The sequence below is a fragment of the Flavivirga abyssicola genome, from assembly GCF_030540775.2.
Taxonomy (GTDB): domain Bacteria; phylum Bacteroidota; class Bacteroidia; order Flavobacteriales; family Flavobacteriaceae; genus Flavivirga; species Flavivirga abyssicola.
In genome coordinates this window covers 576,564-600,731 of the sequence record NZ_CP141266.1, presented here as the reverse complement: position 1 = coordinate 600,731, position 24,168 = coordinate 576,564, and the positions used below count along the sequence as shown (strand labels likewise).

The following is a 24,168-nucleotide window of genomic DNA, read 5'->3' as shown; positions in this document are numbered from 1 at the left end:
TAGTTAAATGTAAAGTTATTTAAATATGAAACTGCTTATTTTTTAATTTTTGAAACTTCTTCTTCTGTAACTATTTTATCATTTTTATTTTCCCAACTATTTGTTATATAGTTCATAACATCGGCTACTTCATCATCACTTAATCCCATAGGAGCCATAAAGCCATTATATGTTTGTCCGTTTACAATAATGTCACCTTTTTGTCCATATTTAATACCTCTAATACTAGCTTCTCGATTTTTTATAAGATAATCTGAATTGGCTAATGGGGGATACACTTTTTCTACACCTTTACCATTTGGTAAATGGCAGGACACACAAAAATCTGTATAAATGTCACGACCTCTTTGTATACTTTCTTTTAAGGGATCTGTTTGTGATTTGTTATTTTGATTTGTAGAAATAATAATTGTTGAGGCTAGTGCTATTAAGCTTACTATAATTAATTTCATGTGTTATTTTTAATTTTCTGGAACAATTTTTACAATGCCTAAGCCTTCAATAGCTGCATAAATATAACCATCTGGAGCTTCTATTACATTTCTAACGCGGCCGATATCTTCAAATAGTTTTTCGCGTTTTACTACTTTATTGTTTTCTATCACAAGTCTTTCAAGGTATTCAAACTTTAAAGAACCAACTAGAATATTTTCTTTCCAATTAGGGTATATGTCTGAAGAAACAAAAGCCATACCACTAGGGGCGATAGAAGGTACCCAATAAAATAGCGGTTGCTCCATGCCTTCTTTTTCAGTGATATCGGTAAATGTCGAGCCATCATAATTTATACCATAAGAAATGACTGGCCATCCATAGTTTTTTCCTTTCTGTATGATGTTAATTTCGTCTCCCCCCCCGTGGACCATGCTCGTTAGTCCAGATGTCTCCAGTTAGCGGGTTTTTTGCCATGCCTTGTGGATTTCTATGACCGTAACTATAGATAGCGGTTTTTGCATTGTCAGTATTTATAAAAGGATTGTCTTGAGGGATGCTTCCATCATCATTTAATCTGTAAATTTTACCACAATCCCGGGTAAGATCCTGTGGGTTTACATCTCTATTTCCTCGATCTCCTATAGAAAAATATAAATAGCCTTCATTATCAAATGCCATACGTGACCCCCAATGTTGGCCTTTTTTTGTGTTTGGATCAGCTTTATAAAGTAATTGTTGCTCAACCAGAGTGTTATTATTTAATTTGGCTCTTAAAATAGCTGTATTACCACCATCTCCTTCTCCTTCGGGTGATGCATACGATATGTAAATCCATCTGTTGTTTTTATAATCGGGATGTAATTTTAAATCCATTAAACCACCTTGACCACGTACATATATTTCTGGCAGCCCTTCAATGCTTGTTTTGGTACCATTTTTAAAATGAATAAGCTCACCTGTTTTTTCAGCAATAAGGATGCTCCCATCTGGTAAAAAGGCCATGCCCCAAGGAATGTTTAAATCTGAAACAATGACTTGGGTTGTATAATTAATGGTATCTGGTGTTTCTGCTTTAACTTCAGACTCTGTTTGTTGTGCACATGACATGCATGATATGAGAATTATTGATAGAATGGAAAAAATATTTTTCATGTTTTTTTATTTAAAGGTGCTCTAAAACATATAGTTTACGTTTACTCCAGTATAATAATTCAAAGGGTTTCCTGGATAAAAATATCTTGGTGCATTACCGTTAAAACCTGATGCATTTATTAAAATTTGTGAGGCATAGGCTTTATCAAAGATATTATTTATCCCTAAGAAAATATTTAAGTTTAGCTTTTTATTAAGAGATGTTCTGTATCCAACTTTAAAATTTGTCAAATTGTAACTGTCTGAAAATAGGTCATTACTATCAGTAATAGGCATATTTCCTACGTATTGAAAATTAATGTTTCCATAAATCCCAAATGATGATTCTATATCTATTCCTGTATTAAATACCTCTGAAGGTACTCCTGTTAAATCATTACCCGAAAAATTATTATCACCATCAATAAACTCTTTAAATTTAAAATTATTAAGTGTATAATTTACGAATGAGTTTATGGATAAGGTTTCTTTTTGTAACCATTCATAATTTAATGATAATTCTAATCCGTCATGTTGGGTACTTCCAGCGTTTATTCCAATAAATTCATCTTGTGATGTTCTACGAGATACGACTAGGTTTTTAATTGCTAAACGGTATAGTGCTAAATTGAATTGCAAACGATTATTTATTAGGCTTGCTCGTGTGCCAATTTCAAAATTCCAACCCGTTTCCGGTTTAAGATTGGTGTTTATTTGTCCATCGGGTAATAATGTTTCATTTAATGTAATAGGAGAGAAGCCATGGCTTATATTTGAATAAACATTAATACTTTTAGAAAATAGATGAGATATGCCAAATTTTGGTGACACGATATTTTTAAATTTAAAGTTTCCTGACTGATCCCGATTATTTTCTGAAGCTGGAAACCTATCGTTTAAAGTGTATGCAGTTTGATTTAAATTCAAACCTATGGATAGTGATGTTTTTTTAGTTAGTTCATAAATAGTTTCAAAAAAAGCGTTGTAATAATTTCTTTTTTCTTTGAAGTTTGATAATTGATTACCTTCAACACTTCCAGTATCGTTAGGGAAATTCCGATATAAATTCTCAAACGTTTCAGATTTATAAGTATCTCTAAAAAGTTCTCCGCCTAATGTCCAGTTAAAAGTTTTATCGAAAAGTTTAATGTTGCCTAAAATTCGGCTTCTAATGCCTGTTGCTAGGATGTGTTCTTTTAAAATATTAAAAGGTCTGGGTTCGTAAGCATCATAAAAAGAAGTAAAGATACTGGTTAGTTGTTTTGTATGGTTACTGTATTCATGATTCCAGGATAGACCAAATATTCCACGTTTGGAATCTTCAAAACCTTGCGATTGCTTCCAGGTAAATGCCGCAGATTTTGGATTGTTTCGATATGTTTCCTCGTTAATTGAACTAGGAATAAAGGCTTTTAAATCAATATAGCTGGCCAGAATGTATAATTCATTTTTTTTGTTTAAGTGATGGTTTGAGTTTAAGGTAAAAGTTTGTCTGTTATATGTGTTATTTTCACGATACCCATCACTATGAGTATTACTATAAACAGCCCTAAAGCTATTAGTTGAAGTACCATGATTTATATTTACAATACCTTTAAGCAACCCAAAAGACCCTAGAGATATTTCTGTATTTATACTAGACTGATTTAAAAACGCATTTTTAGGTGTTAAATGTATAGTGCCACCGAGACCAGCTCCATAAATACTGGAAGTTGCGCCTTTAATGATTTCAAAACGGGATATGGTATTTAATTCAAAATCTTCAATAGTAGTTTCTCCATTCCCTGTTGTTAAAGGGATGTCTTTAAAGTAGGCTCTTATTTTTGCTGTTCCGAATAAATTTCTGGAACCAATACCTCTAATCGTAATTCGATTAGTATTAAGGGCGCCACTTTGCATGAAAACTCCAGGGGTTCTATTTAAAATGGGAGCTATATTAATATTATTACCACGCTCAATATCTTTTAATGGAATAACACTAATGGTTGTTGTCGCTTTTTTTAGCTTTTTAGGAATATGGTTTGAGTTAATAATAACTTCATGTAATTGAGATGGATTTATATTTAGTTGAATGATGTAATATGAGTCGTTTTTTAATTCAAGAATCTTTTCAAGGTAACCTTCTTTTTTTAATGAATATTTGCCAACTCTTATGGCTTCAAAAGTTCCATTTAAATTTGATACTACTGTAGTTTTGGTATCAAGGTTTGTTATTTGTACGTTTGATAATGCCGTTCCACTGTCTTTATCAATAATTTTCCCTTTAATCTTTGATTGACCCAGAGCGTTAAAAGTAAAGCTAAAAAGGAGTAAAATAAGAATTCTTTTTTTTATAAAATGCACAAGTAAGGAGTCTGTATTTAAGTGTACTAAATTATAGCTTTTTTGATAAAGTATTCTTGATTATGCTCTAAGATAAATATTTTTAAATAAAGAATTGTGTAATGAATAAAAAGTCTATATTTGCAGTCCTAAAATGATAACCAATTCGGGGTGTAGCGTAGCCCGGTTATCGCGCCGCGTTTGGGACGCGGAGGTCGCAGGTTCGAATCCTGCCACCCCGACAAATATTAATACAAACACAGACTAAAACCTTGTTAATCTTATGATTAACAAGGTTTTGTGGTTTTTAGGTCATCATAAGAATTGAATTAATATAGTTTGATTCGGTTAACACTTCGGTTAACACTTTTGAAATCTAAAAAGTGTTAACCGAATAGATGTTTAAAATACTGTAATTGAAATAGTTGATTTGACTTTCGTCTAGGTAAATGTTTAACTAAAAGACGACAACTATGCAATCACAAACTACCTTTAGCTTATCATTTTGGATAAGTGCTACACGCGCAAAAAATAATCAAGTTTCTGTTTATGCCCGAATAACGGTCAATGGAAAACGGGCTAATATTAGTTTAAAACGAAAAGTAACGGTATCTGAATGGGATTCTAACAAAGGAAGAGCACGAGGAAACAAACAAGAATCCCGATTGCTTAACCGGTATTTGGACCTTGTTAAAAACAGAATTTACGAAGCACATGACCAACTAGTAAAAGAAAAAACATTCATTTGTTCCCAAAGTATTAAAGCTCGATTTTTAGGAGAAGACAATCAAGAATATTCTTTACTAACATTGGTTGATTATCATAATACTCAAATGAGTGAATCTTTAACCTATGGTACTTTAAAGAACTATTTCACGACTCAAAAATATATCAAGTTATTCTTAACCAAAAAAAGAAAAACTCAAGATGTGTATTTATCCCAATTAACTTTTCGTTTTTTAGTTGACTTTGAAAAGTTTCTACGGTTATATGTTCCAGAAGATCATCAAAAGAAGATGGAAAACAATACAGTTATGAAACATATTCAAAGGCTTCGTAAAATGGTAACATTAGCTTATAAAATGGAATGGATAGATAAAGACCCTTTTGTAAAGTTCAAGCCAACTTATATTAAAAATGAACGTGAGTTTTTAAGAGAAGATGAATTACAAACCATTATTGAAAAAGAATTCGAAATAGAAAGACTAACTCTGGTCAAAGATTTATTTGTTTTTAGTTGCTACACAGGTTTATCATATATAGATGTAATGAAGCTTAACGAAGACAATATTGTTATTGGTATTGATGGTGGGCGTTGGATAATTACTAATAGACAAAAAACGCATAGCAAAGTGAAAATCCCAATACTTCCTGTGGCTGAAGAACTAATAGCAAAATACAAAGGCCATCTTAAAACTGAGAAAACGAAAACGCTATTTCCCAATATTTCTAATCAAAAATTAAATAGTTATTTAAAAGAAATAGCAGATTTATGTAGCATCAAAAAGAACTTAACATTTCATATTGCTAGACATACATTCGCAACAACGGTAACTTTAAGTAATGGCGTTCCTATAGAAACGGTTTCAAAACTTCTAGGTCATACTAAAATAGCAACAACACAAATCTATGCACGAGTAATAGAAAGAAAGGTAAGCGATGACATGCAGTTGCTTAAGGTAAAAATCAATAAGAAGAATTCAGAGTCTAACTTTAAGGAACGAGGGAAGTGTTATTAATTTAGCAGCTTACTATCTCTTTTTCTTATTCAGAGAGAGATACTTTTTTTAATTATTATTAAACCCTGATTGTACTTACATATGTCCAGATAATAAAAAAGATTTGCAAAGGAATTCTAAACCATAAGTACGTGATGCCATGTCCATCAAATGTTCCTTTTTGATAATTCACATTATTTATGGAAGCATATATGTTAGCAGGTAGCATTAAAAGTAGAAAAATGATAAGTGTCCACCCAGATACTATTTTAAATTTAGGAATTAATAAACCTAATGCTAATAGTATTTCGAATATTCCAGTTAGATAAACAAAACCTTCTTTAAAAGGGATAAATTTTGGTATCATCATTGACATCCCTTTTGTAAAAGCAAAATGGCCAATAGCTGTAAACACAAGCATTATCGACATTGCAATTCTTGCGGATAGGGCAAAATCATAGTCTTTTTTGATAATTTTAATTATAAAAATGGAGATTATAAAACTTGATAAAAGTATAATTAAAGGTTTCATGTTTTTCTGAATTATTAAAAGACAAAGGTCAGAAAAGACCAAAATAAAAACAATGAATGCAAGTTAAGTAATGCGTTTTCTTATTCTGCTCAATGCTTGCGGAGTAACTCCAATATATGAGGCAATATATTTTAATGGAATTTGCTGTAATAATTTTGGACGATCTGAGAATAAATTTAAATAGCGTTCTTCAGCTGTTTTACTTAATAATGAAAGTTCTCTCTTTGATTTTATTAAAAACATATATTCAGCCATTTTTCGTCCAATAATATTTCCGCTGTTTGTTCTTTTGTAGACCTCTTGTAAATCTTTATTCGAAATTCTCCATAGAACAGTTTCTGTTAATGTATCAAGTTGATATTCTGAAGGAGCTTGAGATAAAAACGAATCATAAGCTGTAACAAATTCATTTTCAAATAAAAATCCAAAAGTTAAATCATGTTCTTCTCTTGGGATATAAAGTCTGACTATTCCTTTTGTTATAAAAGATAAATAGTTCTCAGTCTCTCCCATTTTCAATAAGACAGCATGTTTTTTTAGTGTTACTTGCTGTAGCTTCGATGAGAAAAATAGCCAATCAGAATCGTTCATTGGAGAGATATGTTCAATAAATTTTCTAATTTCGTTCAATTTGTGCTGTGTTTTTAACTTGTGACTAAGATAGATATGTAATACTAGTGGTTATATATACACTAAAATAATTAATTTTAAAACAGTGGTATTTATCAATGTTTAGTTCTACTTCTTAATAATTTAAACTACCTAAAGACAAAAAGCAGAACCCAAAAAACAGCTGATATCTAATTTTTCAAGACTATCTTTTTCTCAATCCCTAACCGCTTCATTTTAGCAAAAAGAGTTTTGTCTTTCATATTAAGTATAGTGGCAGCCCCCTTTTTTCCACTAACTCGCCAATTGGTATAGTTCAACACTTTAATTATATAATCGCGCTGCATTGTTTCAAATGACTTAAAATCATCAAAGTTTATGTTTCCATTCATTTTTGGCATCCAACTACCTGGGTTTAGCGTTGTTCCCCTTTCAACTATAACAGCACGTTCAATTAAATTTTCTAACTCTCTAATGTTTCCTGGAAAATTATATGCCATCAAGACATCAATTGTTTTTTTTGATAACCTTTTAAAAGCCTTACCTGCTTTAGAAGAATACTTTTTTAAAAAGTACTGAGCTAACAATGGAATATCTTCCTTATGAGCACGTAAAGGGATATTATGTATTGGAAAGACATTTAAACGATAGTAAAGATCTTCCCTAAAAGCCCCTTCTTTAATCATTTTTTCAAGATGCCTATTGGTGGCGGCAATAACACGAACATTAACTTTTATTGTTTTAGAGCCTCCTAATTCATCAAATTCACCTTCTTGTAGTACCCGCAATAATTTAGGTTGTAAATCTATGGGCATTTCTCCAATTTCATCTAAAAATATGGTGCCATTATCGGCAAGAGCAAACTTCCCAACTTTATCGGCTACAGCTCCGGTAAAAGCCCCTTTTTTATGTCCGAACAATTCACTTTCTATAAGTTCTTTAGGTAATGTTGCGCAATTTATTTTAATGAGTGCCCTGTTTTGTCTTAGGCTGTTATTATGTAATGCCCTTGCTAAGAGTTCTTTTCCTGTTCCGGACTCGCCAGTAATTAAAACGGTAGTATCTGTTGGAGCTACTTGATTTACTTGTTCGAGAACTTTTTCATAAGCAGCACTTTTACAGATTATATTATCGTAATTAATTTTACTGCTAATTTCTTCCTGCAGGTATTCGTTTTCATTTTCAAGAAGTTCTTTAAGGGACTTTATCTCTTCTAATGCTTCAAAAAGTTTTAAATCTCTCATTTTCCTTTCTGTAACATCTCTTACAACAGCACAATTAATATCTTGCCCTTCATATACTAAATGATTAGCAACAATTTCAGCAGGAAATTTGGTGCCATCTTTTCTAGTAACTAACCACTCCATATGCATTGATCTTTTCTCTTTCAATTCATCAAAATGAGAATACCACCATTCTTGTGTTATATTGGAGTCTAGATTAAAAATAGAAAAATTATCCAGCTCTTTTCGGGAAAAACCTAACTGTTTTGAAACAGAATCGCTATAATGCAATAAAGTACCCTTGCGATTATAAACGTATACTAAATCCTGGGCATTATCTATAATTTCTTTGAAAAATTTTAAAGTGCTAGCTTTCTGATACTGCTCGGTAACATCTTGGTAAATGCCTGTTATGTTTATGACCTTTTTTCCTTTGAAAATAGGTTTAGCTATTGCTCTTATGAATTTTTTTGGTTCAGATTTGGTCTCTAATATTTCGTCAAATTCTTGAGAACCTCTCAACACATTTCTAAATAAATTTTTAGCTTTTTTTTCATTTGCAAAAAATTTAATAGCCTTACCTGGTGTGAAATTCTCTCTGTCTTGAGTTTCAAAAATCCTTAAAGCTTCTTCCGTTACAATTATAGAACCATCTTGTAAATTTAATTTCCAGCCTCCAACATGAGCAATAGCTTCGGTATTTCGCAATAAATTTTCGTTGAAGCTGGAAGTTGTAATGTCACTAATGATGGAGCAAATCATTTCTTTTCCATTATTTGAGAAAAATTGAGCAAAAACTTCAACATCGTAAAACTTTCCACTTTTGTTTTTATGAACCGCTTTAAAATTTAGAACCTTTTCTCTTTTTATTTCTTCCCAATGTTCTATCCAACTTTCTTTAGTAACTGTAGTGTTGATGTCAAAGATGGAAAGCTTCATTAGCTCAGACTTTTTATAACCTAGGCGTATGCAAAATTTAGCATTTGCATATACAATTTTGCCATCTTCTGAAGCCCATATCACCTCATGAGGAAGGGCATCAATGAGCCATTCTTTTATTGATAATTCATGCCTTAAATCTATCATCTTTCATGGATTAGTTATTCAAAAATAAATAATTATTTCTCAAATAATAGAAATTTCTATAAATAGAGAATAAAAAAGTATTTGGCTTAGTGTTTAAATTATTGACAATCAACGATTTGATTGTTTGGTGTGAGATTAGCCTACATAAGGATAAACAAAATAAAATGAAACGTAAAAACTTTTTAAAAAAAGCAATTGCAGGAACTACACTATCGGTTGTAGGTATTTCAGCTTTTGCAAAAAAGAACAGGAGTAATCTTGAAAAAGCAAAAGTTGGATACAATCATTTGCCAAACAAAGAATATAAAACAATGAACACAGTACTTCACAAATCAGAAACAAGAGGAAATGCAGACCATGGATGGCTAAATTCAAAACACACATTCAGTTTTGCAAATTATCACAACCCAGAAAGAATGCAATTTGGTATGCTTAGAGTGTTAAACGATGATACCGTGTCAGAAAGTATGGGCTTTGGCACACATCCCCATAAAGACATGGAAATCATATCTATTCCATTGGAAGGTGATTTAATGCATAAAGACAATATGGGTAACGCTACAGTGATTAAAGCTGGTGATATTCAGGTTATGAGTGCGGGCACAGGAGTTATGCATTCCGAATATAACAATAATCCAGACAAGCCTGTTAAGTTCCTTCAAATTTGGGTATTTCCTGATAAGAAGAGCGTTGAACCAAGATATGACCAGATTACATTAAATCTAAAAGACCGTAAAAATAAATTACAACAAGTATTATCGCCTAATCCAGATGACGAAGGTGTTTGGATACATCAAAATGCATGGTTTCATATGGGAGGTATAGAAAAAGGGAAGTCATTAAAATATCAACTTAAAGACAATGAGAAAAATGGGGTCTATGCATTTATCTTAAAGGGTGATGTTGCCATCAATAATCAATCATTAAACAACAGAGATGGTATGGGGATTTGGGATGTAAAGGAGCTTGATATCAAGGCAGATAGTGATGCAGAAATCCTGTTAATGGAAGTGCCTATGGCTTAATAATAATTAATTCTAAATAAATATAATCGTCAAAAACTCAGAAATAATGAAAACAATCAAACTAACCATTTTTGCCCTTTTAGTAAGTGCTATTTCTTTTGCACAATGGGATATGTATAACCCAAACCCTAATAATGACCCTGCAAACGCTTCAAAGGAATTATTGAACCCAACAAATCATACTTTATTATTAATTGATCACGAAAGCCAAATGGCATTTGCTGTAGAATCACAACCCATTGAAGAATTAAGAAACAATACAGGTCTTTTGGCAGCATCAGCTACACTGTATAAAGTGCCAACAGTGGTAACTACCGTTGCGGAAAAATCATTTAGCGGACCCATTTTTCCAGAAATAAGAGAATATTTTCCAAATGAAAAAGAGTACATAGATAGAACAACCATGAACTCCTGGGAGGACAAAAGAGTAGTAAAAGCAGTCGCTGACATTGGAAAGAAAAAATTGGTCATTGCAGGTCTTTGGACTGAGGTATGCACACTTTCTGCAGCACTTTCAGCATTAGAAGATGGTTATGAAGTATACGTTGTAGTCGATGCTTGCGGGGGCACGTCCCAAGAAGCACATGATATGGCTATAACCCGAATGGTACAGGCGGGTATAAAACCAGTAACCTCATTGCAGTATTTATTGGAAATCCATAGAGATTGGGCTAGAAGTGATAAATATGCCGAAGTAGTAAAAATATCCAAAAGATATGGAGGAGCATATGGTTTAGGTATCGATTATATCAAAACAATGAAAACTTGGGCAAAAGAAAACGAAGGCGACCACTAAACTCTAATTAGTGAAAATCTCTAAAGTTCAATAGAATAGAGATATTATTTCTAAATCATAAAAACATGAAACAGTTCATAAAAACCCTGTTTATAGGGTTACTTTTTATTGCATGTAAACAAGAGCAGCAGCAAGCACAAGAGGTCGCTAATCTTATTATAACAAATGCAAAAGTAGCGCTTATGGATGCTAATAGAACCTACGCGGAAGCCATTGCTGTAAAAGATGGTAAAATATTAGCTTCAGGAACGTCCGAAGCAATATTGGCTTTAAAATCAGATAGCACTCAAATTATTGATGCTCATGGAAAAACGGTAATTCCTGGTCTCAATGATTCACATTTGCATTTAACCAGAGGAGGTCGTTTTTTTAATGCCGAATTACGTTGGGATGGTGTAAAAACATTAAAGCGTGCTCTTGAAATGTTAAAAGAGCAAGCAGCTAGAACACCAGAAGGGCAATGGGTAAGAGTTGTTGGGGGGTGGAGTCCATTTCAGTTTGAAGAAAAACGATTTCCAACACCTCAAGAAATTAATGACGCAACTGGAAATGTACCAACATATATATTATTTCTATATAGTAGAGCATGGCTAAATCAAGCAGGATTGAACATTTTGGGTATAGATGAGTCTACAGTGGCGCCTAAAGGGAGTTCGTTTGAAAAAGAAGCTGATGGAAAACTAACAGGCGTATTACTGGCAGAACCTAACCCAACAATTTTATATGCTAGAATAGGAGCTTTACCACCACTATCAGAAGATGAAATGGTTAACGGAACAAAACAATTCTATAGAGAATTAAATAGTTTTGGAATTACTAGTGGCATCGATGCAGGAGGAGGGGGTCACAAATTCCCAAAGGATTATACTGGTACTAAATTACTTGCAGATAATGGGGAAATGCCAATTCGATTATCTTATTTTTTATTTCCACAAAACAAAGGAAGTGAATATGCAGAGTTTCAAGAATGGATGGCAAAAAATAAGGTAGGTCATAATGGTGAAATACATTTAGACCACGGTTATGAGTTAGAAGGAGGTGGAGAATTTCTAGCGTGGAGTGCAGGAGATTTTGAAAACTTTTTAGCACCTCAACCATTTCTGGAAGATAGGCCAACTTGGAGAGAAGATTTAAAAAGAATTATTAGACTTCATGTAGATAATGGGTGGCCATTTAGAATACATGCCACTTATGGAGAAACCATTGGCAACATGCTAGATGTTATCGAAGAAGTTAATCAGGAAACCAATGGCAAATTAACATCTAAAAGATGGCTATTCGATCATGCAGAAACGGTTAAAGATAAAGAGCTACAACGCATAAAAGCACTTAATGGAGGTATAGCAATACAGGCACGTATGGCGTATGCAGGAGAGTATTTTGTTGAGCGCTATGGTGCAGAAAAAGCAAAACAAGCACCACCAGTTCGTAAAATGATAGATATGGGTTTACCCGTAGGAGCAGGAACAGATGGTACTCGTGTGGCAAGCTATAACCCTTGGCCAGCATTATATTGGTTAGTTTCAGGTAAAACAGTAGGCGGTTTTCAATTAGCAGAACCAGTCAATCAATTATCAAGGGAAGAAGCCTTACATCTATATACACAAGGCAGTGCTTGGATTTCTAATGAAGAAACTGTTAAAGGCACCTTAGAAAATGGAATGTTTGCAGACTTTGCCATCCTATCAGACGATTACTTTACCATTCCTGAAAAAGAAATAAACAATCTAAAATCGGTACTAACGGTAGTCGGTGGTAATGTAGTATTTGCATCCGGTGAATACCAATCCATGAGCCCGAAAATACCAGAAGTCATCCCTAATTGGTCACCAGTAAAGTATTATGGAGGCTATCAGAACAAGTAAATTATCTAACACCCTTGTTAATAATTTTTAGACTATGCTTTATAGGGTTTATCTAAATAAAGCATATCAATAGGCTACGTTTTTTAGAAATATTGCGCATTAGAAAATTTTAGGATGAAAACGATAACACTTCTAATAATAGGGTTATTAATAAGCAAAGGTGTATATACTCAAGAAATAGGTGAATATTTTAGTTTATTAAGACAAAACGATAACACCTTGGTATTTAAAAACCAAGAGAAGAACACATGGTATAGCTCATTAAAGTATATGCCAATTAATAAGGAAATCTTTATGTCATTTGGAGGGAGTTGGAGATTTCAATATGAATCCTTTGTTAATGAGCAATTCCAAAATATAGATAACCAAGACCGTTTATGGTTTTTTAACAGAGCGCTTTTACATGGTTACTTAAACATTAAAAACAAACTAGAAGTATTTGCTGAACTCAATAGTAGTTTGGTAACTAATAAAGAAGATGTAAGTCCAGTAGATAAAAATGTATTGGCATTCAATCAATTATTTTTAAAGTATCATTTCAATAATAACTGGTGTATAAGTATAGGGAGGGAAAATTTAGAATTTGGTGCAAGAAGATTGGTAGATATTAGGGAAGGCCCTAACGTAAGACGTTCATTTGATTTGGCACAAGTAAATTTTAGTAACTATAAATTTTCTGTAAAAGGTTTTTTTGCAATTCCAGTAAAACCAAGACCCGAAGTTTTTGATAATGATTTTTTGCAGTTTGATGAAACCTTTTCAGGTCTGTACACAACTACAAGATTTAATAAATCAAATAATCTGGATGCCTATGTATTCTATCAAAAAGATGATAATGTTATGTATAATAATGGAAGTGAAAACGAACGACGCGTCTCCATTGGAGCAAGGTATTTCGGAACATACAAATCATTAGTATATAACAATGAATTAGTGTATCAATTTGGTGATTTCGGAAATCAAAATATCAAAGCGTGGACGCTATCATTTCAATTAGAAAACAAAACCAATCTATTCAATCATAATTTTAATACAGGTCTAAAAACTGAGATCATTAGTGGAGATAAAGCGGAAAATGATAATAGCATGAATACCTTTGATGCTCTTTATCCTAGAGGAGCCTATTTTGGGCGAGTAGCCAGATTTGGACCATCAAACCTTATCGATATTCATCCATATATCAATACGAATTTTAACGATTTGTTTATTGAAATAGATTATGATGCATTTTGGAGATATTCCACAAATGATGGCGTTTATAATGCCGCCTTACTTTTAGAGTATCCAGATACCAATAATGAAAAATTTATAGCCAATCAATTCGGAGCAATAGTGGGCTATGAATTTAACCGACACATAAATATAGAATTAGAATATAACATCATTTTTCCAGGGGCTTTTCTTAAAGAAAGTGCTAGAGGAGCTACGTTAAATCATTTTGTGTTTACTACCGAGGTTAAATTCTAACTAGTAATTACGAAAACTTAAATGTATATTAGAATATAAATAGTTGAATAATAGAAAGTTATTAAAAAGTGAAAATATGGAAGTAGAATTAAAAGAAAGAGAAGGCAAGGGGTTTTCTATCGCTAAAGAGAATTCAAAAAAAGTGGGTGTAATGACCTATTCAATTCCCGATAGCGATTTTATTATCATTGACCATACCGAGGTAGAACCAGAATTTAATGGTAAGGGGGTAGGAAAAAAAATGCTCTATAAAATTGTAGAAATGACTAGAGAGAAGAATTTAAAAATTATCCCATTATGTCCTTTTGCTAATGCAATGTTCAAAAAATTAGAAGACATAAGAGATGTACTAAAACAATAAAACCAACTAAAAATGGCAACCACAAAAGAATACAAAAATGACAGTCTAACTGTTGTTTGGCAACCTGAAAAATGTATACACGCAGGGGTATGTGTTAAAACACTACCCGAAGTCTATAATCCTAAAGATAAACCTTGGATAAAACCCAAAAATGCTAATGTAGAGGCATTGAAAAATCAAATTAATGCGTGCCCATCCGGAGCGTTAAGCTATAAAGAAACGATAGATGAAAACAAATAGACTTGAAGCATTTAGCGATGGCGTACTTGCCATAGTAATTACCATTATGGTATTGGAGTTAAAAACACCTCATGAAGCCAATTTTGAAGCACTCTTAAAAGTTATGCCTATATTTTTAAGTTACCTTTTAAGTTTTATTTATATTGGGATTTATTGGAATAACCACCATCATTTATTTCAAATAACCGAGCGTGTAAATGGGAAAATATTATGGTCTAACTTACACCTATTATTCTGGTTGTCACTAATCCCGTTTACAACGTCTTGGATTGGAGAAAGTCATTTTGAACCCGCTCCAATTGCGTTTTACGGAATTGTTTTATTGATGAGTGCTTTAGCATATAATATATTACAGATTCAAATACTTAAACACCATGATGAGAACTTTGTTTTAAGGAAGGCATTAGGAAAGGATATCAAAGGAAAAATATCAATTGCATTGTATGTTATTGGTGTTGGTTTAACATTCTTTAATGGAATTCTGGCTATTCTTTGTTATATCATAGTGGCTATTATTTGGTTTATACCCGAAAAAAGAATCGAACAAAACATTTAATAATAAAATATATTGATAAAAGGATTAATAAAGAAAGACCATATCGGTATTGTCGTTCCCGATATGACAGAAGCGATTAATTTTTTCAAAAAGTTTTTCAATGCTAAAATTATCGGAAAAGCTAATAATTTCAGTTCTGATGATGATTGGATGAAGGAGCATCTTAATGTAAATCCAAGAGCTGTTATCGAAAAACTTACGTTGATACAGCTTTTTGATGATAGTATTATTGAGCTATTTCAATATACTAGTCCAGATCAAAAGAAAGAAGTTTCAAAAAATAGTGATTACAGTGGATATCATATAGCTTTTGAAGTTAACGATATTGAAGAAAGTGTTTCTTTTCTCAAAAGAAATAATATAAAAGTATGTGGTTCATACACATATAATAATCCGTCATTAAAAAATATTTCAGGTGCTTTAAAGGGGGTAAAGTGGATATATTTTGAAAGCCCATGGGGGATGACATTTGAATTAACACAAAAAAATAATTGAATTAAGAACACGCACCACCCTAGTTGAGTAATGAGGTTATGCAACAATGAAGGGTTATGTAAACTCAACGCCCCAAAGTGAATAAATATGAAGAAATATTAAAAGCGCTTGACGTTCATTTGGAATCTTTGGATCTAGAAACCATCGATATTCTTATAAAATCAGAGAAAAGTATCAAAGTTATAAAGCAAACACTTAAAGAAATTAGAAATAATGTAGTGGCTTATGAATTTGAAAATAAACAAGAAGAAATTCACTTTTTTAAGAATATTAAGCCAAAAATATATGGTAAACTTATTTATTATGTAAAGTTGTTTAATGTTGAAAGTAAGCGTCCTCGAAGCAGTAATAAATCACAAATAAAGTATTTAAACCATCACATAGATAGGCTTCAAAATTACTTTAACGATAACCTGGAGTTTTATCATTATTATCGTAGAAATGAAACGTCCTTAGATGAGCAATATTTCTTGCGTGGGAAAACAGAGCTATGTTTGTTTCCGGACACGTTTCATTATTTCATTGATGAACAATTTTCAACAAGTCATGACAGTATGGTGGCTACTATTTTGGGCTATGATATGCTCATAGTATACCTGAAAACCGAAATCGATAAACTGGAAAATAATAATGGAATGGAAGTAAATTGCAGCATTTTTCAAAAGCAATCCAAATTATTTTGGACAGGAAACAAAACAGACTTAATAGAGTTAATTTATGCGCTTCATAGTACAGGAGTTGTAAATAGTGGTACTGCAGATATCAAAGAAGTGGCATTAGCATGTGAGCAAATGTTTAATATCAGTTTAGGAGACTACTACCGTTCCTTCTTAGAAATTCGCTCAAGGAAAATCAATCAAACAAAATTCATAGATAAACTTAAAGAGGCTCTCTCATATAAGATGCTCGAATCTGATGAGTAAATACCCAACTTGGGTGTTTTTAAGTGCAAGTTATTACCATATAATTTGCACTTTTTTATGTGGTCAATTTTAAATCTAAAGTATCAAAGTAAATTAATGTAATGCGTTAAAAATGAGTGAGAAAAATCACCCAAGTTGGTGTTAGCTTGTGAATAAATCATAATAAAACCTTTCATATTTGTCAAACGAAAGTCAAATCGAAGATTGGCTTAGCCGAATTTAAATTTGGCAAGCAAATTTTTCATTTCACGAACGCCTATTTAATAAAATATTAAAGTTCGTGAGCTAAATCAAATTAATAGCTACTGCTGCGAATGCAAGTTCAAGGCGGTAGCTATTTTAAACTTAAAACGTTATTATGGCAGCAACAATTATTACAACAGAAGATCTTCACGAATTTAAACATGAATTGTTAGAAGATATTAAAGCAATCATAAACCACCAATCAGGCTTTGCTCCTAAAAAATGGTTAAAGTCTCCAGAAGTTCGCGACTTATTAAGTATTTCACCAGGAACATTACAAAACCTCCGTATTAATGGCACATTACCATACACAAAGGTAGGAGGAGTTATTTATTATGATTATGAAGAAATTCAACAAGTAATGGAAGACAACCGTATTCATAACAAATTCTAAAATGTCATTGCGAGGAGGCAACGACGTGGCAATCTTTCCATCATGAACAATGTCAACTACATATTACACCTAAAAGGTGTATTTCTTCAATTCTCAAAAGATGGTCGTTTAAATCCAACACATATTAGTCTATATGTAGCACTATTTCAAATTTGGAATAGTAATCGATTTATGGAAGAATTCTATATCAATCGAGAAGAAGTTATGAGCTTTTCAAAGATAGGTTCCAAGTCTACATATCATAAGTGTATTAAAGAGCTAAATCATTGGAAATATATCATTTACTATCCATCACACAATCCATTTAAGGGTAGTAAAATTAAGATGTTCAATTTTGAGACAAGCTCTGAACAAGTAGTGGACACATACAGTCCTAAAAATGGACAAGCACTGGTATCTATTAATAAACATATACAAACTAATAAAAACATCAATAAACTAGACCAGCCTAAAAATGAAATTGAAGTTATTGATTTTTTTAAAAAAGAAAACTGGCCAATAATTGAAGCTCAAAAATTCTTCAATCATTATGATGGCATAGGTTGGAAAGTAGGTGGTAAAACAAAAATTGTCAACTGGCAAGCAACAGCTAAAAATTGGATACTAAAAGCTGAAGAAATAAAAAAGAAAACTAATGTCACCTTGAGCGCAGTCGAAAGGTCTCAGAATCAAGACAACCTTAAGACTAGTAAAAATAAAAACTACAATGAGCCTTTATAACGCTTTGCCTCATACTGAACTTGTTTCAGTATCTCATCATCTAAAACTATGAATAACATACAACCACATATCATACAAGAAGGAAGTGTCCAATATCGATTAGGAGAATTTAAAGATAATAGCATCTCATACGATTTCAAGAAAATATTAATATACTTAGATTTCAAAGGAAAACTATTATTTGGTAAAAAGTTTAAGATTTATGAAGAAGATGAGGTGATTCTTTACAAGCTTTGTGTTTATTTTATTCGTGATTTCGAAGCTTGCAAAAAATTAGAAATAAATCCTAACAAGGGAATTTTATTATCTGGTCCAGTAGGATGTGGTAAAACAAGTTTAATGAAATTATTACGCCATATAGTGCCTCATATAAAACCGTATGAAGTTATTCCTGCAAGAAATATAACATTTACTTTTAATAATATTGGTTATAAAACTATTGAAGAATATGGCAATAGTAGCTTTTATTGCTTTGATGATTTAGGAGTAGAAACAACTGGGCGTCATTTTGGGAAAGATTGTAACGTTATGGGAGAAATTCTCTTATCCCGCTACGATTTATTTTTAAAAAGCAATATTAAAACTCATGCAACTACTAATCTAAATGCGCAAGAATTAGAAGATAAATATGGAAATCGGGTTCGCTCCAGAATGCGCCAGCTATTTAATTTAATTGCTTTTGATAAAAAGAGTGTAGATAAAAGAAATTGATTTATCTAATTTTAACGAAATAAATATAACTGAAATAAGCACAATTGTGTTTATCTAATTGTTGTACACAATATAAAAAAACATCCGTCACTAATTGAAAATTCTACTTATTGAATTTAGATTCGAAAATGAATGAATTACGAAATCTTCAATTTTTTCTTTCATTATTAAATTTTCTTTTTTTGGACGATATGCCACAGTTTTCATTCCTGCACTTTTTGCTGATAATAAGCCAGAATAAGAATCTTCAAAAACAACACAGTTTTTGGGATTGATTTTCAGATTTTTAGCAACGGACAAATAAACTGCTGGATTTGGTTTACCCATTTTTTCAAATTCGGCAGATGTAAAAAAATCAAAATAATCAGATATATTTAATTTTTCAAGAACTATTGGAATTAGCTCATATGGTGCATTTGTTGCGAGTCCTATTTTAAATCCTTTAGTTTTTATAAATTTCAAAAGACCTTTTATTCCCTTAATTTCTTTCCCTTCTTTTTTAATCAGCAATTTCACGCATTCAATAACTTCGTTTTGAACATCTTGAAATGATTTACCTTCCCATTGATAATGACGGTACCAAAATTTAGTAACTTCATTGGTGGTCATAAATTTTGTTTGATTACATAATTCAGGTGTTAAGCTTACACCTAATGAACCAAAAACTTTTTTTTCTGCAATTTCCCAGAAAGGTTCAGAATCAATCAAAACACCATCCATATCAAAAATCACCGCTTTTATTTCTTCTCTCATTTTTTAAACTTTTTCCATTTTTTTATTTGATATGATGAATCCCAAAACTCAAATTCCAATCTTGTAGATGTAATGAAAACTTCTGTCATACGAGCTTGAATTTTTGTCGATGCATTTAAAGCAAAATTATCGCAAATGTCAATAGCCTCTTTAACAACTAAATCAAAGTCATTACCTGCATATGTATCAATCCATTTTTGATACGGGTTATTTTTACTTTTCTGATTTTCATAGATATATTCCCCAACTTTTTTATAAATCCAAAAGCAAGGTAATACTGATGCCATTCCAATCTCAACTGATTCGAATGAAGAAACAGCTTTGATATGACTTGTATAATGATGAATTACAGGCTCAATAACATTTGACGGAACAATATTAAAATCTTTGAAATAGAACTCGTGTAATTCTCTTTCAGCTATAATAGCAGTTTCAGCAAAATGTATAAGAGATATTGTCTCTTTGACATCATAACTTTTTGATGCCAACAAGGATAAAGTTTTTCCGAAATTTTCTAAATATTTAGAATCTTGTTGCATATAAAACTTAAATTTTTCTTTATTTAAATTTCCATTCATCAATTCCTGAATAAAAGACATTTTTAAAATTGAGTTAAAAATAGGCTTAATTGTTTCCCAAGATTTATCTGACCAAGTCATATTTTATATAATTTAATTTAATAAAAATATGGATAGATAGGTCTGATTAATAAAAGAGGAAGTTCTCTCTTATTAATTACTAGACTTTTCCCTACGATAGTGTTAACCATATCAGGTTCAAAGGGACTCTCTCAATTCTTATATAGAATACCCCTAAAGCTTGACAAATATAGTATTTGTTAAGTAAATTGAATAGAAATAATGTGTACAACGAAGATGTATAAAAAACATAGGGCGTTTTTGCTAAACCGAAAAGTCAGTGAATATTAACAAAGTCCGCTATATTTTTAATTTGTATTTTAGTGAAAAGATAAAAATAAAATGAAAAATATGGCTAAGTACAAAACCGAAAATAAGTGCTTATCAATTGCCCTACTTTTCATATGCTAAACGTTGTACAGCATTTGACCACAAATGAAAATATTGGATAAAGAAATAGAAACCGATTATAAAAATAGAATTAATCGAGTTTTTGAATTCATCGACGAAAACTTGGAATCGGATTTATCATTGAAAACAGTTTCGGGAATTGCTTTTTTCTCACCATTTCATTTTCATCGAGTTTTCAAATTTGTTACAGGAGAAACTCTGAATGGATATGTAACAAGACGAAAAATTGAAAAGTCAGCTTTAGATTTATTACATAAGAACATTACCACAACAGAATTAGCTCACAAATACGGATTTAGCGATAATTCATCATATTCAAGAACTTTTAAAAAGTATTTTGGAGTAAGTCCAACAGCATTCAAAAGGGAAAACCCAAATCGACATAGCAAGATACGTCAACTTAAAAGCAAGAACGGACAAGAATATCCTGACTATGAAAAATACATTTGCATCATTGATAATCTAAAAAAATGGACAAAAATGAATGCAAAAATTGAAATTAAACAAACACCTAAATTAAATCTTGCAGGAGTAACTCATGTTGGAGTAAACGGAATTGAAAAAGTGTTTGAAAAGCTCGCAAAATGGGCTATAACTAAAGGCTTATTCAAAAACTCAGAAAATAAAATGGGTAGAATTTTCTACGATAGTTTCAAAGTTACTGCGCCTGACAAGGTTCGTATGAGTATTTTCTTGACAACTAATGAACCTTTTAAAGCAGAAGGTGAAATTAATAAGTTGACAATCAATGAAAGTAAATGTATCGTTGGTCGTTTTGTAATAACACCTACCGAATTTGAAAAGTCTTGGACAAGCCTCTTTATTTGGATGAACGAGAATGGATACAAGAAAAGTCCTGAAAATCCATTTGAAATTTATCATAATGATTACAGAGAACATCCAGAGAACAAATTCATTGTTGATTTGCATATCCCAGTTGAATAAAAAACGGTGTACTACAACGTGCAGAAAACATAGTTAATAAGTGCAAATCGAAAGGTTTGTGCTTATTTACAAAAACCACCAAACCAATCTTAAACGCCCAAGAACAAGAAAAGCACTACGCCAACTCTTCAACCTAATAGCCTTCAACAAAGAAAGTGTAGATAAGCGTAGTTAATTTAATTAATTTTAACGGTATCAATTTTTTTATAAATTTTCATGAAAGAGTTTGCCTATTCAGTTTATTTAAGCGAAATAGTTTTTCAGGTAAAAATTGCACAACGAGCAGCAAATCGCTTACCAACAGATCCTGGAAATTTTGATCACATAGAAGTTTGGTGTTCAATTCAATCTATACTTGTGGCAACAGGAAATGTTTCCAAAATACTTTGGCCAATATCGAAAAAAAGTAAAAAAAGAGGTAAAAAGTTAAGGGAATTATTGTGCATAGATGAAAACAATATTATTGCTGATAGAAATCTTCGAAATCATTTTGAACATTATGACGAACGTATCGAAAGTTTATTTGAGGGGCAATCGAGTATTAGTTTTGTTGACCTGGCTTTCAACCCTTTTAAACCTGAAAAGTGGCAAATTCCAAAATTTTATCAAAGAGCATATAATCAAGTTGATAGAATATTGACATTTCGTAATGAAACGCTTGACTTAAAAGAAGTTCTTATGGCTCTTGAAGAAATAAAAATGAAATGTAGTGCTTATGTTTTGTAAAGTTTACTGCTTTTACTTTACTTAAAATTGAACCAATTCTAGTTTTTATCAATAAAATGGTAACCAAACCAAAATTTTGATGGAGTTGAACTTAATCGCTTTTGATAAAGAAAGTGTTGATAAAATGAATGACAACACCGACACAACACCGACAAATCTATACAAAAACACCAAATTAAACTTTGGCAAAAAATGTAAAATTTGTCAAAGTTTAATGTTTCGTGTCATTGAGAGCGAAGCGTGGCAATCTCTTATTTTAAATTACACCCAAAAGGGTATAAAAATATGTTTTTAATATAAATTATACCCAAAAAGGTATAATGTTAATGTAAATTCATTATATTGTACCCGTAAAGGTATAACTATGCAAGAGTGGAATAGAAATAATGCAATAGCAGACTTTGTACGTAATAGACGCAAAAAATCAAACCTAACCCAAATAGAATTAGCAGATATAACAGGTGTAGGAGTTCGTTTTGTACGCGAGTTAGAACAAGGAAAACCCAATTTAATGACAGATAAAATCAACCAAATATTGTTGTTTTTTGGGCATACATTAACGCCAACACCTATAAGTGATGAGACAAGGAGAAATTTGGGTGAATAATCAATTGTCAGGAATATTGACTGAAGACGATAACGGCTATCACTTTAATTACCAGAAAGAGTATTTAGAGCAAGAAAAAGCATTACCGGTGTCGTTGACCTTGCCATTACAAAAAGACCCATTTCATTCAGAAAATTTATTTCCTTTTTTTGACGGTCTCATACCAGAAGGATGGTTGTTGGACATAGCACATAAAAATTGGAAAATAAACCCACGGGATCGTATGGGGCTGTTACTAACAATCTGTCGGGATTGTATAGGGAATATAAGTGTAAGAAGTATATGAGCTACTGTTTAGCCTGTAATAAAGTGTTGGAAGGTAATTTAAAGTACCACGAAAGTTGCTTAAAAACATTTTGGCAAGAAGATACACCTGTCCTGGAGTTAGACTATGAGCTTTCCAAAATAGTAGAATTGGCAAAAGAAAATATAGTACAACGGGTCATAGTGACTGGAGTGCAACCAAAATTATCATTAGGGTTTACCGGAGGGGAAGATAAGAATAGATTAACCATTGTGGGAGCATTAAATGGTAGATACATTCTAAAACCACCTTTTGAATTATATCCTCAAATGCCAGAGATAGAAGCATTATCAATGTTACTAACACAGGCATGCGGTATTGATACAGTACCATTTTTATTGATACCAATGAAAAGTGGAGAGTTAGCATATTTAACAAGGCGCATAGACCGAACTACTAAAGATGAAAAACACCCAATGGAAGATGCGTGTCAATTTACCGAGCGCTTAACAGAGCACAAATACCGTGGCTCGTATGAACAGATAGCAAAAGGAATAATAACTTATGCACAAAACCCGCTGTTGGAAGTAGTAAAGTTTTACCAGCAAGTAATCGTGTCCTTTCTTATCGGAAATAACGATATGCACTTAAAGAACTTTTCACTAATAGCCCTTAAAAACAACCAATATCAGTTAGCACCAGCTTATGATATGGTAGCAGTAAAATTATTAATCCCCGATGACCCGGAAGAATTGGCCCTAAATCTTAATGGTAAAAAAAGAAAGTTAAAACGAAAAGATTTTAATGAGGTTATGGCCAAAGCACATATTCCTGAAAAGGCAATAGAAAACCTTTGGAATAGGATAGAAAAAGGCATGCAAAATTGGACACAACTAATAAACAATAGTTTTTTAAGTGAGGATATGAAGGAAACAGTATTAGAGCTTATAAATACAAGAGCAAAACAAGTAAATTTAAATTTTAAGAAATAA

At 31.9% G+C, this 24,168-nt stretch carries 25 protein-coding genes, 1 tRNA gene, 1 pseudogene and 1 riboswitch; of the genes and pseudogenes, 19 read left to right on the top strand and 8 right to left on the bottom strand.

Going from position 1 to position 24,168, the window contains the following annotated elements; all coding sequences use genetic code 11:
- Positions 1–35 precede the first annotated feature (35 nt).
- The 3 genes and pseudogenes from Q4Q34_RS02220 to Q4Q34_RS02210 form a co-directional block, all read right to left on the bottom strand.
- A complete protein-coding gene (locus Q4Q34_RS02220; RefSeq protein ID WP_303317167.1) occupies positions 36–452 on the bottom strand; it encodes a c-type cytochrome in 417 nt (138 codons plus the stop codon).
- 9 nt (positions 453–461) lie between these two features.
- A pseudogene (locus Q4Q34_RS02215) lies at positions 462–1,587 on the bottom strand (PQQ-dependent sugar dehydrogenase).
- Between the two features lie 21 nt (positions 1,588–1,608).
- Complete coding sequence (locus Q4Q34_RS02210) at positions 1,609–3,909, bottom strand: TonB-dependent receptor domain-containing protein (RefSeq protein ID WP_303317168.1); 2,301 nt, start codon at positions 3,907–3,909, stop codon at positions 1,609–1,611.
- 146 nt (positions 3,910–4,055) lie between these two features.
- Between Q4Q34_RS02210 and Q4Q34_RS02205 the strand changes: the two genes are divergently transcribed.
- Positions 4,056–4,130, top strand: a tRNA-Pro gene (locus tag Q4Q34_RS02205).
- A 231-nt stretch (positions 4,131–4,361) separates the two neighbouring features.
- Positions 4,362–5,627, top strand: a complete 1,266-nt coding sequence (locus Q4Q34_RS02200; RefSeq protein ID WP_303317169.1) for a site-specific integrase — start codon at positions 4,362–4,364, stop codon at positions 5,625–5,627.
- Between the two features lie 58 nt (positions 5,628–5,685).
- Here the strand turns inward: Q4Q34_RS02200 and Q4Q34_RS02195 are convergent, their stop codons facing one another.
- The 3 genes from Q4Q34_RS02195 to Q4Q34_RS02185 all read right to left on the bottom strand — a co-directional run bounded on the left by Q4Q34_RS02195 (position 5,686) and on the right by Q4Q34_RS02185 (position 9,056).
- Positions 5,686–6,138 carry a DoxX family protein gene (locus Q4Q34_RS02195; protein WP_303317170.1) on the bottom strand — a complete coding sequence of 151 codons (453 nt, stop codon included), beginning with the start codon at positions 6,136–6,138 and terminating at the stop codon, positions 5,686–5,688.
- A 63-nt stretch (positions 6,139–6,201) separates the two neighbouring features.
- On the bottom strand, positions 6,202–6,768 hold the full coding sequence (locus Q4Q34_RS02190; RefSeq protein WP_303317171.1) for a Crp/Fnr family transcriptional regulator: 567 nt from the start codon (positions 6,766–6,768) through the stop codon (positions 6,202–6,204).
- A 170-nt stretch (positions 6,769–6,938) separates the two neighbouring features.
- The gene (locus tag Q4Q34_RS02185; RefSeq protein WP_303317172.1) at positions 6,939–9,056 is read right to left on the bottom strand and encodes a sigma 54-interacting transcriptional regulator; all 2,118 of its coding nucleotides are present in this window, start codon (positions 9,054–9,056) and stop codon (positions 6,939–6,941) included.
- A gap of 311 nt (positions 9,057–9,367) precedes the next feature.
- Here Q4Q34_RS02185 and Q4Q34_RS02180 point away from each other — a divergent pair, with 311 nt between their 5' ends.
- The 12 genes from Q4Q34_RS02180 to Q4Q34_RS02125 all read left to right on the top strand — a co-directional run bounded on the left by Q4Q34_RS02180 (position 9,368) and on the right by Q4Q34_RS02125 (position 18,852).
- Complete coding sequence (locus Q4Q34_RS02180) at positions 9,368–10,081, top strand: pirin family protein (RefSeq protein WP_303317518.1); 714 nt, start codon at positions 9,368–9,370, stop codon at positions 10,079–10,081.
- Between the two features lie 46 nt (positions 10,082–10,127).
- Positions 10,128–10,877 carry a hydrolase gene (locus tag Q4Q34_RS02175; protein WP_303317173.1) on the top strand — a complete coding sequence of 250 codons (750 nt, stop codon included), beginning with the start codon at positions 10,128–10,130 and terminating at the stop codon, positions 10,875–10,877.
- Positions 10,878–10,942: 65 nt separating this feature from the next.
- Entirely contained in the window at positions 10,943–12,742 is a 1,800-nt protein-coding gene (locus Q4Q34_RS02170; protein ID WP_303317174.1) for an amidohydrolase, read from the top strand.
- 114 nt (positions 12,743–12,856) lie between these two features.
- Positions 12,857–14,209, top strand: coding sequence for an alginate export family protein (locus Q4Q34_RS02165; RefSeq protein WP_303317175.1), 1,353 nt, complete (start codon positions 12,857–12,859; stop codon positions 14,207–14,209).
- A gap of 43 nt (positions 14,210–14,252) precedes the next feature.
- Complete coding sequence (locus Q4Q34_RS02160; protein WP_303317176.1) at positions 14,253–14,570, top strand: GNAT family N-acetyltransferase; 318 nt, start codon at positions 14,253–14,255, stop codon at positions 14,568–14,570.
- A 12-nt stretch (positions 14,571–14,582) separates the two neighbouring features.
- Positions 14,583–14,810 (top strand): (4Fe-4S)-binding protein, encoded by a 228-nt coding sequence (locus Q4Q34_RS02155; RefSeq protein WP_303317177.1) that lies wholly within the window; start codon positions 14,583–14,585, stop codon positions 14,808–14,810.
- A complete protein-coding gene (locus tag Q4Q34_RS02150; protein WP_303317178.1) occupies positions 14,797–15,366 on the top strand; it encodes a TMEM175 family protein in 570 nt (189 codons plus the stop codon). Before Q4Q34_RS02155 ends, Q4Q34_RS02150 begins: the two co-directional genes overlap by 14 nt.
- 12 nt (positions 15,367–15,378) lie before the next feature.
- Positions 15,379–15,861 (top strand): VOC family protein, encoded by a 483-nt coding sequence (locus tag Q4Q34_RS02145; protein WP_303317179.1) that lies wholly within the window; start codon positions 15,379–15,381, stop codon positions 15,859–15,861.
- 77 nt (positions 15,862–15,938) lie between these two features.
- Positions 15,939–16,784: an RteC domain-containing protein gene (locus tag Q4Q34_RS02140; RefSeq protein WP_303317180.1), complete on the top strand. Its 846-nt coding sequence runs from the start codon at positions 15,939–15,941 to the stop codon at positions 16,782–16,784.
- Between the two features lie 358 nt (positions 16,785–17,142).
- Positions 17,143–17,421, top strand: a complete 279-nt coding sequence (locus tag Q4Q34_RS02135; protein ID WP_303317181.1) for a helix-turn-helix domain-containing protein — start codon at positions 17,143–17,145, stop codon at positions 17,419–17,421.
- Between the two features lie 42 nt (positions 17,422–17,463).
- Positions 17,464–18,141, top strand: a complete 678-nt coding sequence (locus Q4Q34_RS02130) for a hypothetical protein (RefSeq protein WP_303317182.1) — start codon at positions 17,464–17,466, stop codon at positions 18,139–18,141.
- A 48-nt stretch (positions 18,142–18,189) separates the two neighbouring features.
- On the top strand, positions 18,190–18,852 hold the full coding sequence (locus tag Q4Q34_RS02125; RefSeq protein WP_303317183.1) for a P-loop NTPase family protein: 663 nt from the start codon (positions 18,190–18,192) through the stop codon (positions 18,850–18,852).
- A gap of 90 nt (positions 18,853–18,942) precedes the next feature.
- On the opposite strand, the gene hxpB is transcribed toward Q4Q34_RS02125, so the two are convergent.
- Positions 18,943–19,605: a hexitol phosphatase HxpB gene (hxpB, locus tag Q4Q34_RS02120; RefSeq protein ID WP_303317184.1), complete on the bottom strand. Its 663-nt coding sequence runs from the start codon at positions 19,603–19,605 to the stop codon at positions 18,943–18,945.
- Positions 19,602–20,264, bottom strand: coding sequence for a thiaminase II (gene tenA, locus Q4Q34_RS02115; protein WP_303317185.1), 663 nt, complete (start codon positions 20,262–20,264; stop codon positions 19,602–19,604). The genes hxpB and tenA overlap by 4 nt, the downstream gene beginning before the upstream one ends.
- Before the next feature lie 71 nt (positions 20,265–20,335).
- Positions 20,336–20,429: riboswitch (TPP riboswitch) on the bottom strand.
- Between the two features lie 249 nt (positions 20,430–20,678).
- On the opposite strand from tenA, the gene Q4Q34_RS02110 reads away from it, so the two are divergent.
- The 5 genes from Q4Q34_RS02110 to Q4Q34_RS02090 all read left to right on the top strand — a co-directional run bounded on the left by Q4Q34_RS02110 (position 20,679) and on the right by Q4Q34_RS02090 (position 24,168).
- Positions 20,679–21,599: an AraC family transcriptional regulator gene (locus Q4Q34_RS02110; RefSeq protein ID WP_303317186.1), complete on the top strand. Its 921-nt coding sequence runs from the start codon at positions 20,679–20,681 to the stop codon at positions 21,597–21,599.
- Positions 21,600–21,815: 216 nt separating this feature from the next.
- Complete coding sequence (locus Q4Q34_RS02105; RefSeq protein ID WP_303317187.1) at positions 21,816–22,325, top strand: hypothetical protein; 510 nt, start codon at positions 21,816–21,818, stop codon at positions 22,323–22,325.
- Between the two features lie 364 nt (positions 22,326–22,689).
- Positions 22,690–22,932, top strand: coding sequence for a helix-turn-helix transcriptional regulator (locus Q4Q34_RS02100; protein ID WP_303317188.1), 243 nt, complete (start codon positions 22,690–22,692; stop codon positions 22,930–22,932).
- A complete protein-coding gene (locus tag Q4Q34_RS02095; RefSeq protein WP_303317189.1) occupies positions 22,904–23,218 on the top strand; it encodes a HipA N-terminal domain-containing protein in 315 nt (104 codons plus the stop codon). The genes Q4Q34_RS02100 and Q4Q34_RS02095 overlap by 29 nt, the downstream gene beginning before the upstream one ends.
- Positions 23,215–24,168, top strand: coding sequence for a type II toxin-antitoxin system HipA family toxin (locus tag Q4Q34_RS02090; protein WP_303317190.1), 954 nt, complete (start codon positions 23,215–23,217; stop codon positions 24,166–24,168). Before Q4Q34_RS02095 ends, Q4Q34_RS02090 begins: the two co-directional genes overlap by 4 nt.

Bases quoted from the DNA above. Each gene is read 5' to 3' on its own strand.
- Q4Q34_RS02175 (WP_303317173.1), top strand. From the start codon at position 10,128: ATGAAAACAATCAAACTAACCATTTTTGCCCTTTTAGTAAGTGCTATT.
- tenA (WP_303317185.1), bottom strand. From the start codon at position 20,264: ATGACTTGGTCAGATAAATCTTGGGAAACAATTAAGCCTATTTTTAAC.
- Q4Q34_RS02155 (WP_303317177.1), top strand. From the start codon at position 14,583: ATGGCAACCACAAAAGAATACAAAAATGACAGTCTAACTGTTGTTTGG.
- Q4Q34_RS02150 (WP_303317178.1), top strand. From the start codon at position 14,797: ATGAAAACAAATAGACTTGAAGCATTTAGCGATGGCGTACTTGCCATA.
- Q4Q34_RS02180 (WP_303317518.1), top strand. From the start codon at position 9,368: ATGAACACAGTACTTCACAAATCAGAAACAAGAGGAAATGCAGACCAT.
- Q4Q34_RS02195 (WP_303317170.1), bottom strand. From the start codon at position 6,138: ATGAAACCTTTAATTATACTTTTATCAAGTTTTATAATCTCCATTTTT.
- Q4Q34_RS02100 (WP_303317188.1), top strand. From the start codon at position 22,690: ATGCAAGAGTGGAATAGAAATAATGCAATAGCAGACTTTGTACGTAAT.
- Q4Q34_RS02200 (WP_303317169.1), top strand. From the start codon at position 4,362: ATGCAATCACAAACTACCTTTAGCTTATCATTTTGGATAAGTGCTACA.
- Q4Q34_RS02110 (WP_303317186.1), top strand. From the start codon at position 20,679: ATGAAAATATTGGATAAAGAAATAGAAACCGATTATAAAAATAGAATT.
- Q4Q34_RS02130 (WP_303317182.1), top strand. From the start codon at position 17,464: ATGAACAATGTCAACTACATATTACACCTAAAAGGTGTATTTCTTCAA.
- Q4Q34_RS02090 (WP_303317190.1), top strand. From the start codon at position 23,215: ATGAGCTACTGTTTAGCCTGTAATAAAGTGTTGGAAGGTAATTTAAAG.
- Q4Q34_RS02135 (WP_303317181.1), top strand. From the start codon at position 17,143: ATGGCAGCAACAATTATTACAACAGAAGATCTTCACGAATTTAAACAT.
- Q4Q34_RS02095 (WP_303317189.1), top strand. From the start codon at position 22,904: ATGAGACAAGGAGAAATTTGGGTGAATAATCAATTGTCAGGAATATTG.
- Q4Q34_RS02125 (WP_303317183.1), top strand. From the start codon at position 18,190: ATGAATAACATACAACCACATATCATACAAGAAGGAAGTGTCCAATAT.
- Q4Q34_RS02170 (WP_303317174.1), top strand. From the start codon at position 10,943: ATGAAACAGTTCATAAAAACCCTGTTTATAGGGTTACTTTTTATTGCA.
- Q4Q34_RS02220 (WP_303317167.1), bottom strand. From the start codon at position 452: ATGAAATTAATTATAGTAAGCTTAATAGCACTAGCCTCAACAATTATT.
- hxpB (WP_303317184.1), bottom strand. From the start codon at position 19,605: ATGAGAGAAGAAATAAAAGCGGTGATTTTTGATATGGATGGTGTTTTG.
- Q4Q34_RS02165 (WP_303317175.1), top strand. From the start codon at position 12,857: ATGAAAACGATAACACTTCTAATAATAGGGTTATTAATAAGCAAAGGT.
- Q4Q34_RS02185 (WP_303317172.1), bottom strand. From the start codon at position 9,056: ATGATAGATTTAAGGCATGAATTATCAATAAAAGAATGGCTCATTGAT.
- Q4Q34_RS02105 (WP_303317187.1), top strand. From the start codon at position 21,816: ATGAAAGAGTTTGCCTATTCAGTTTATTTAAGCGAAATAGTTTTTCAG.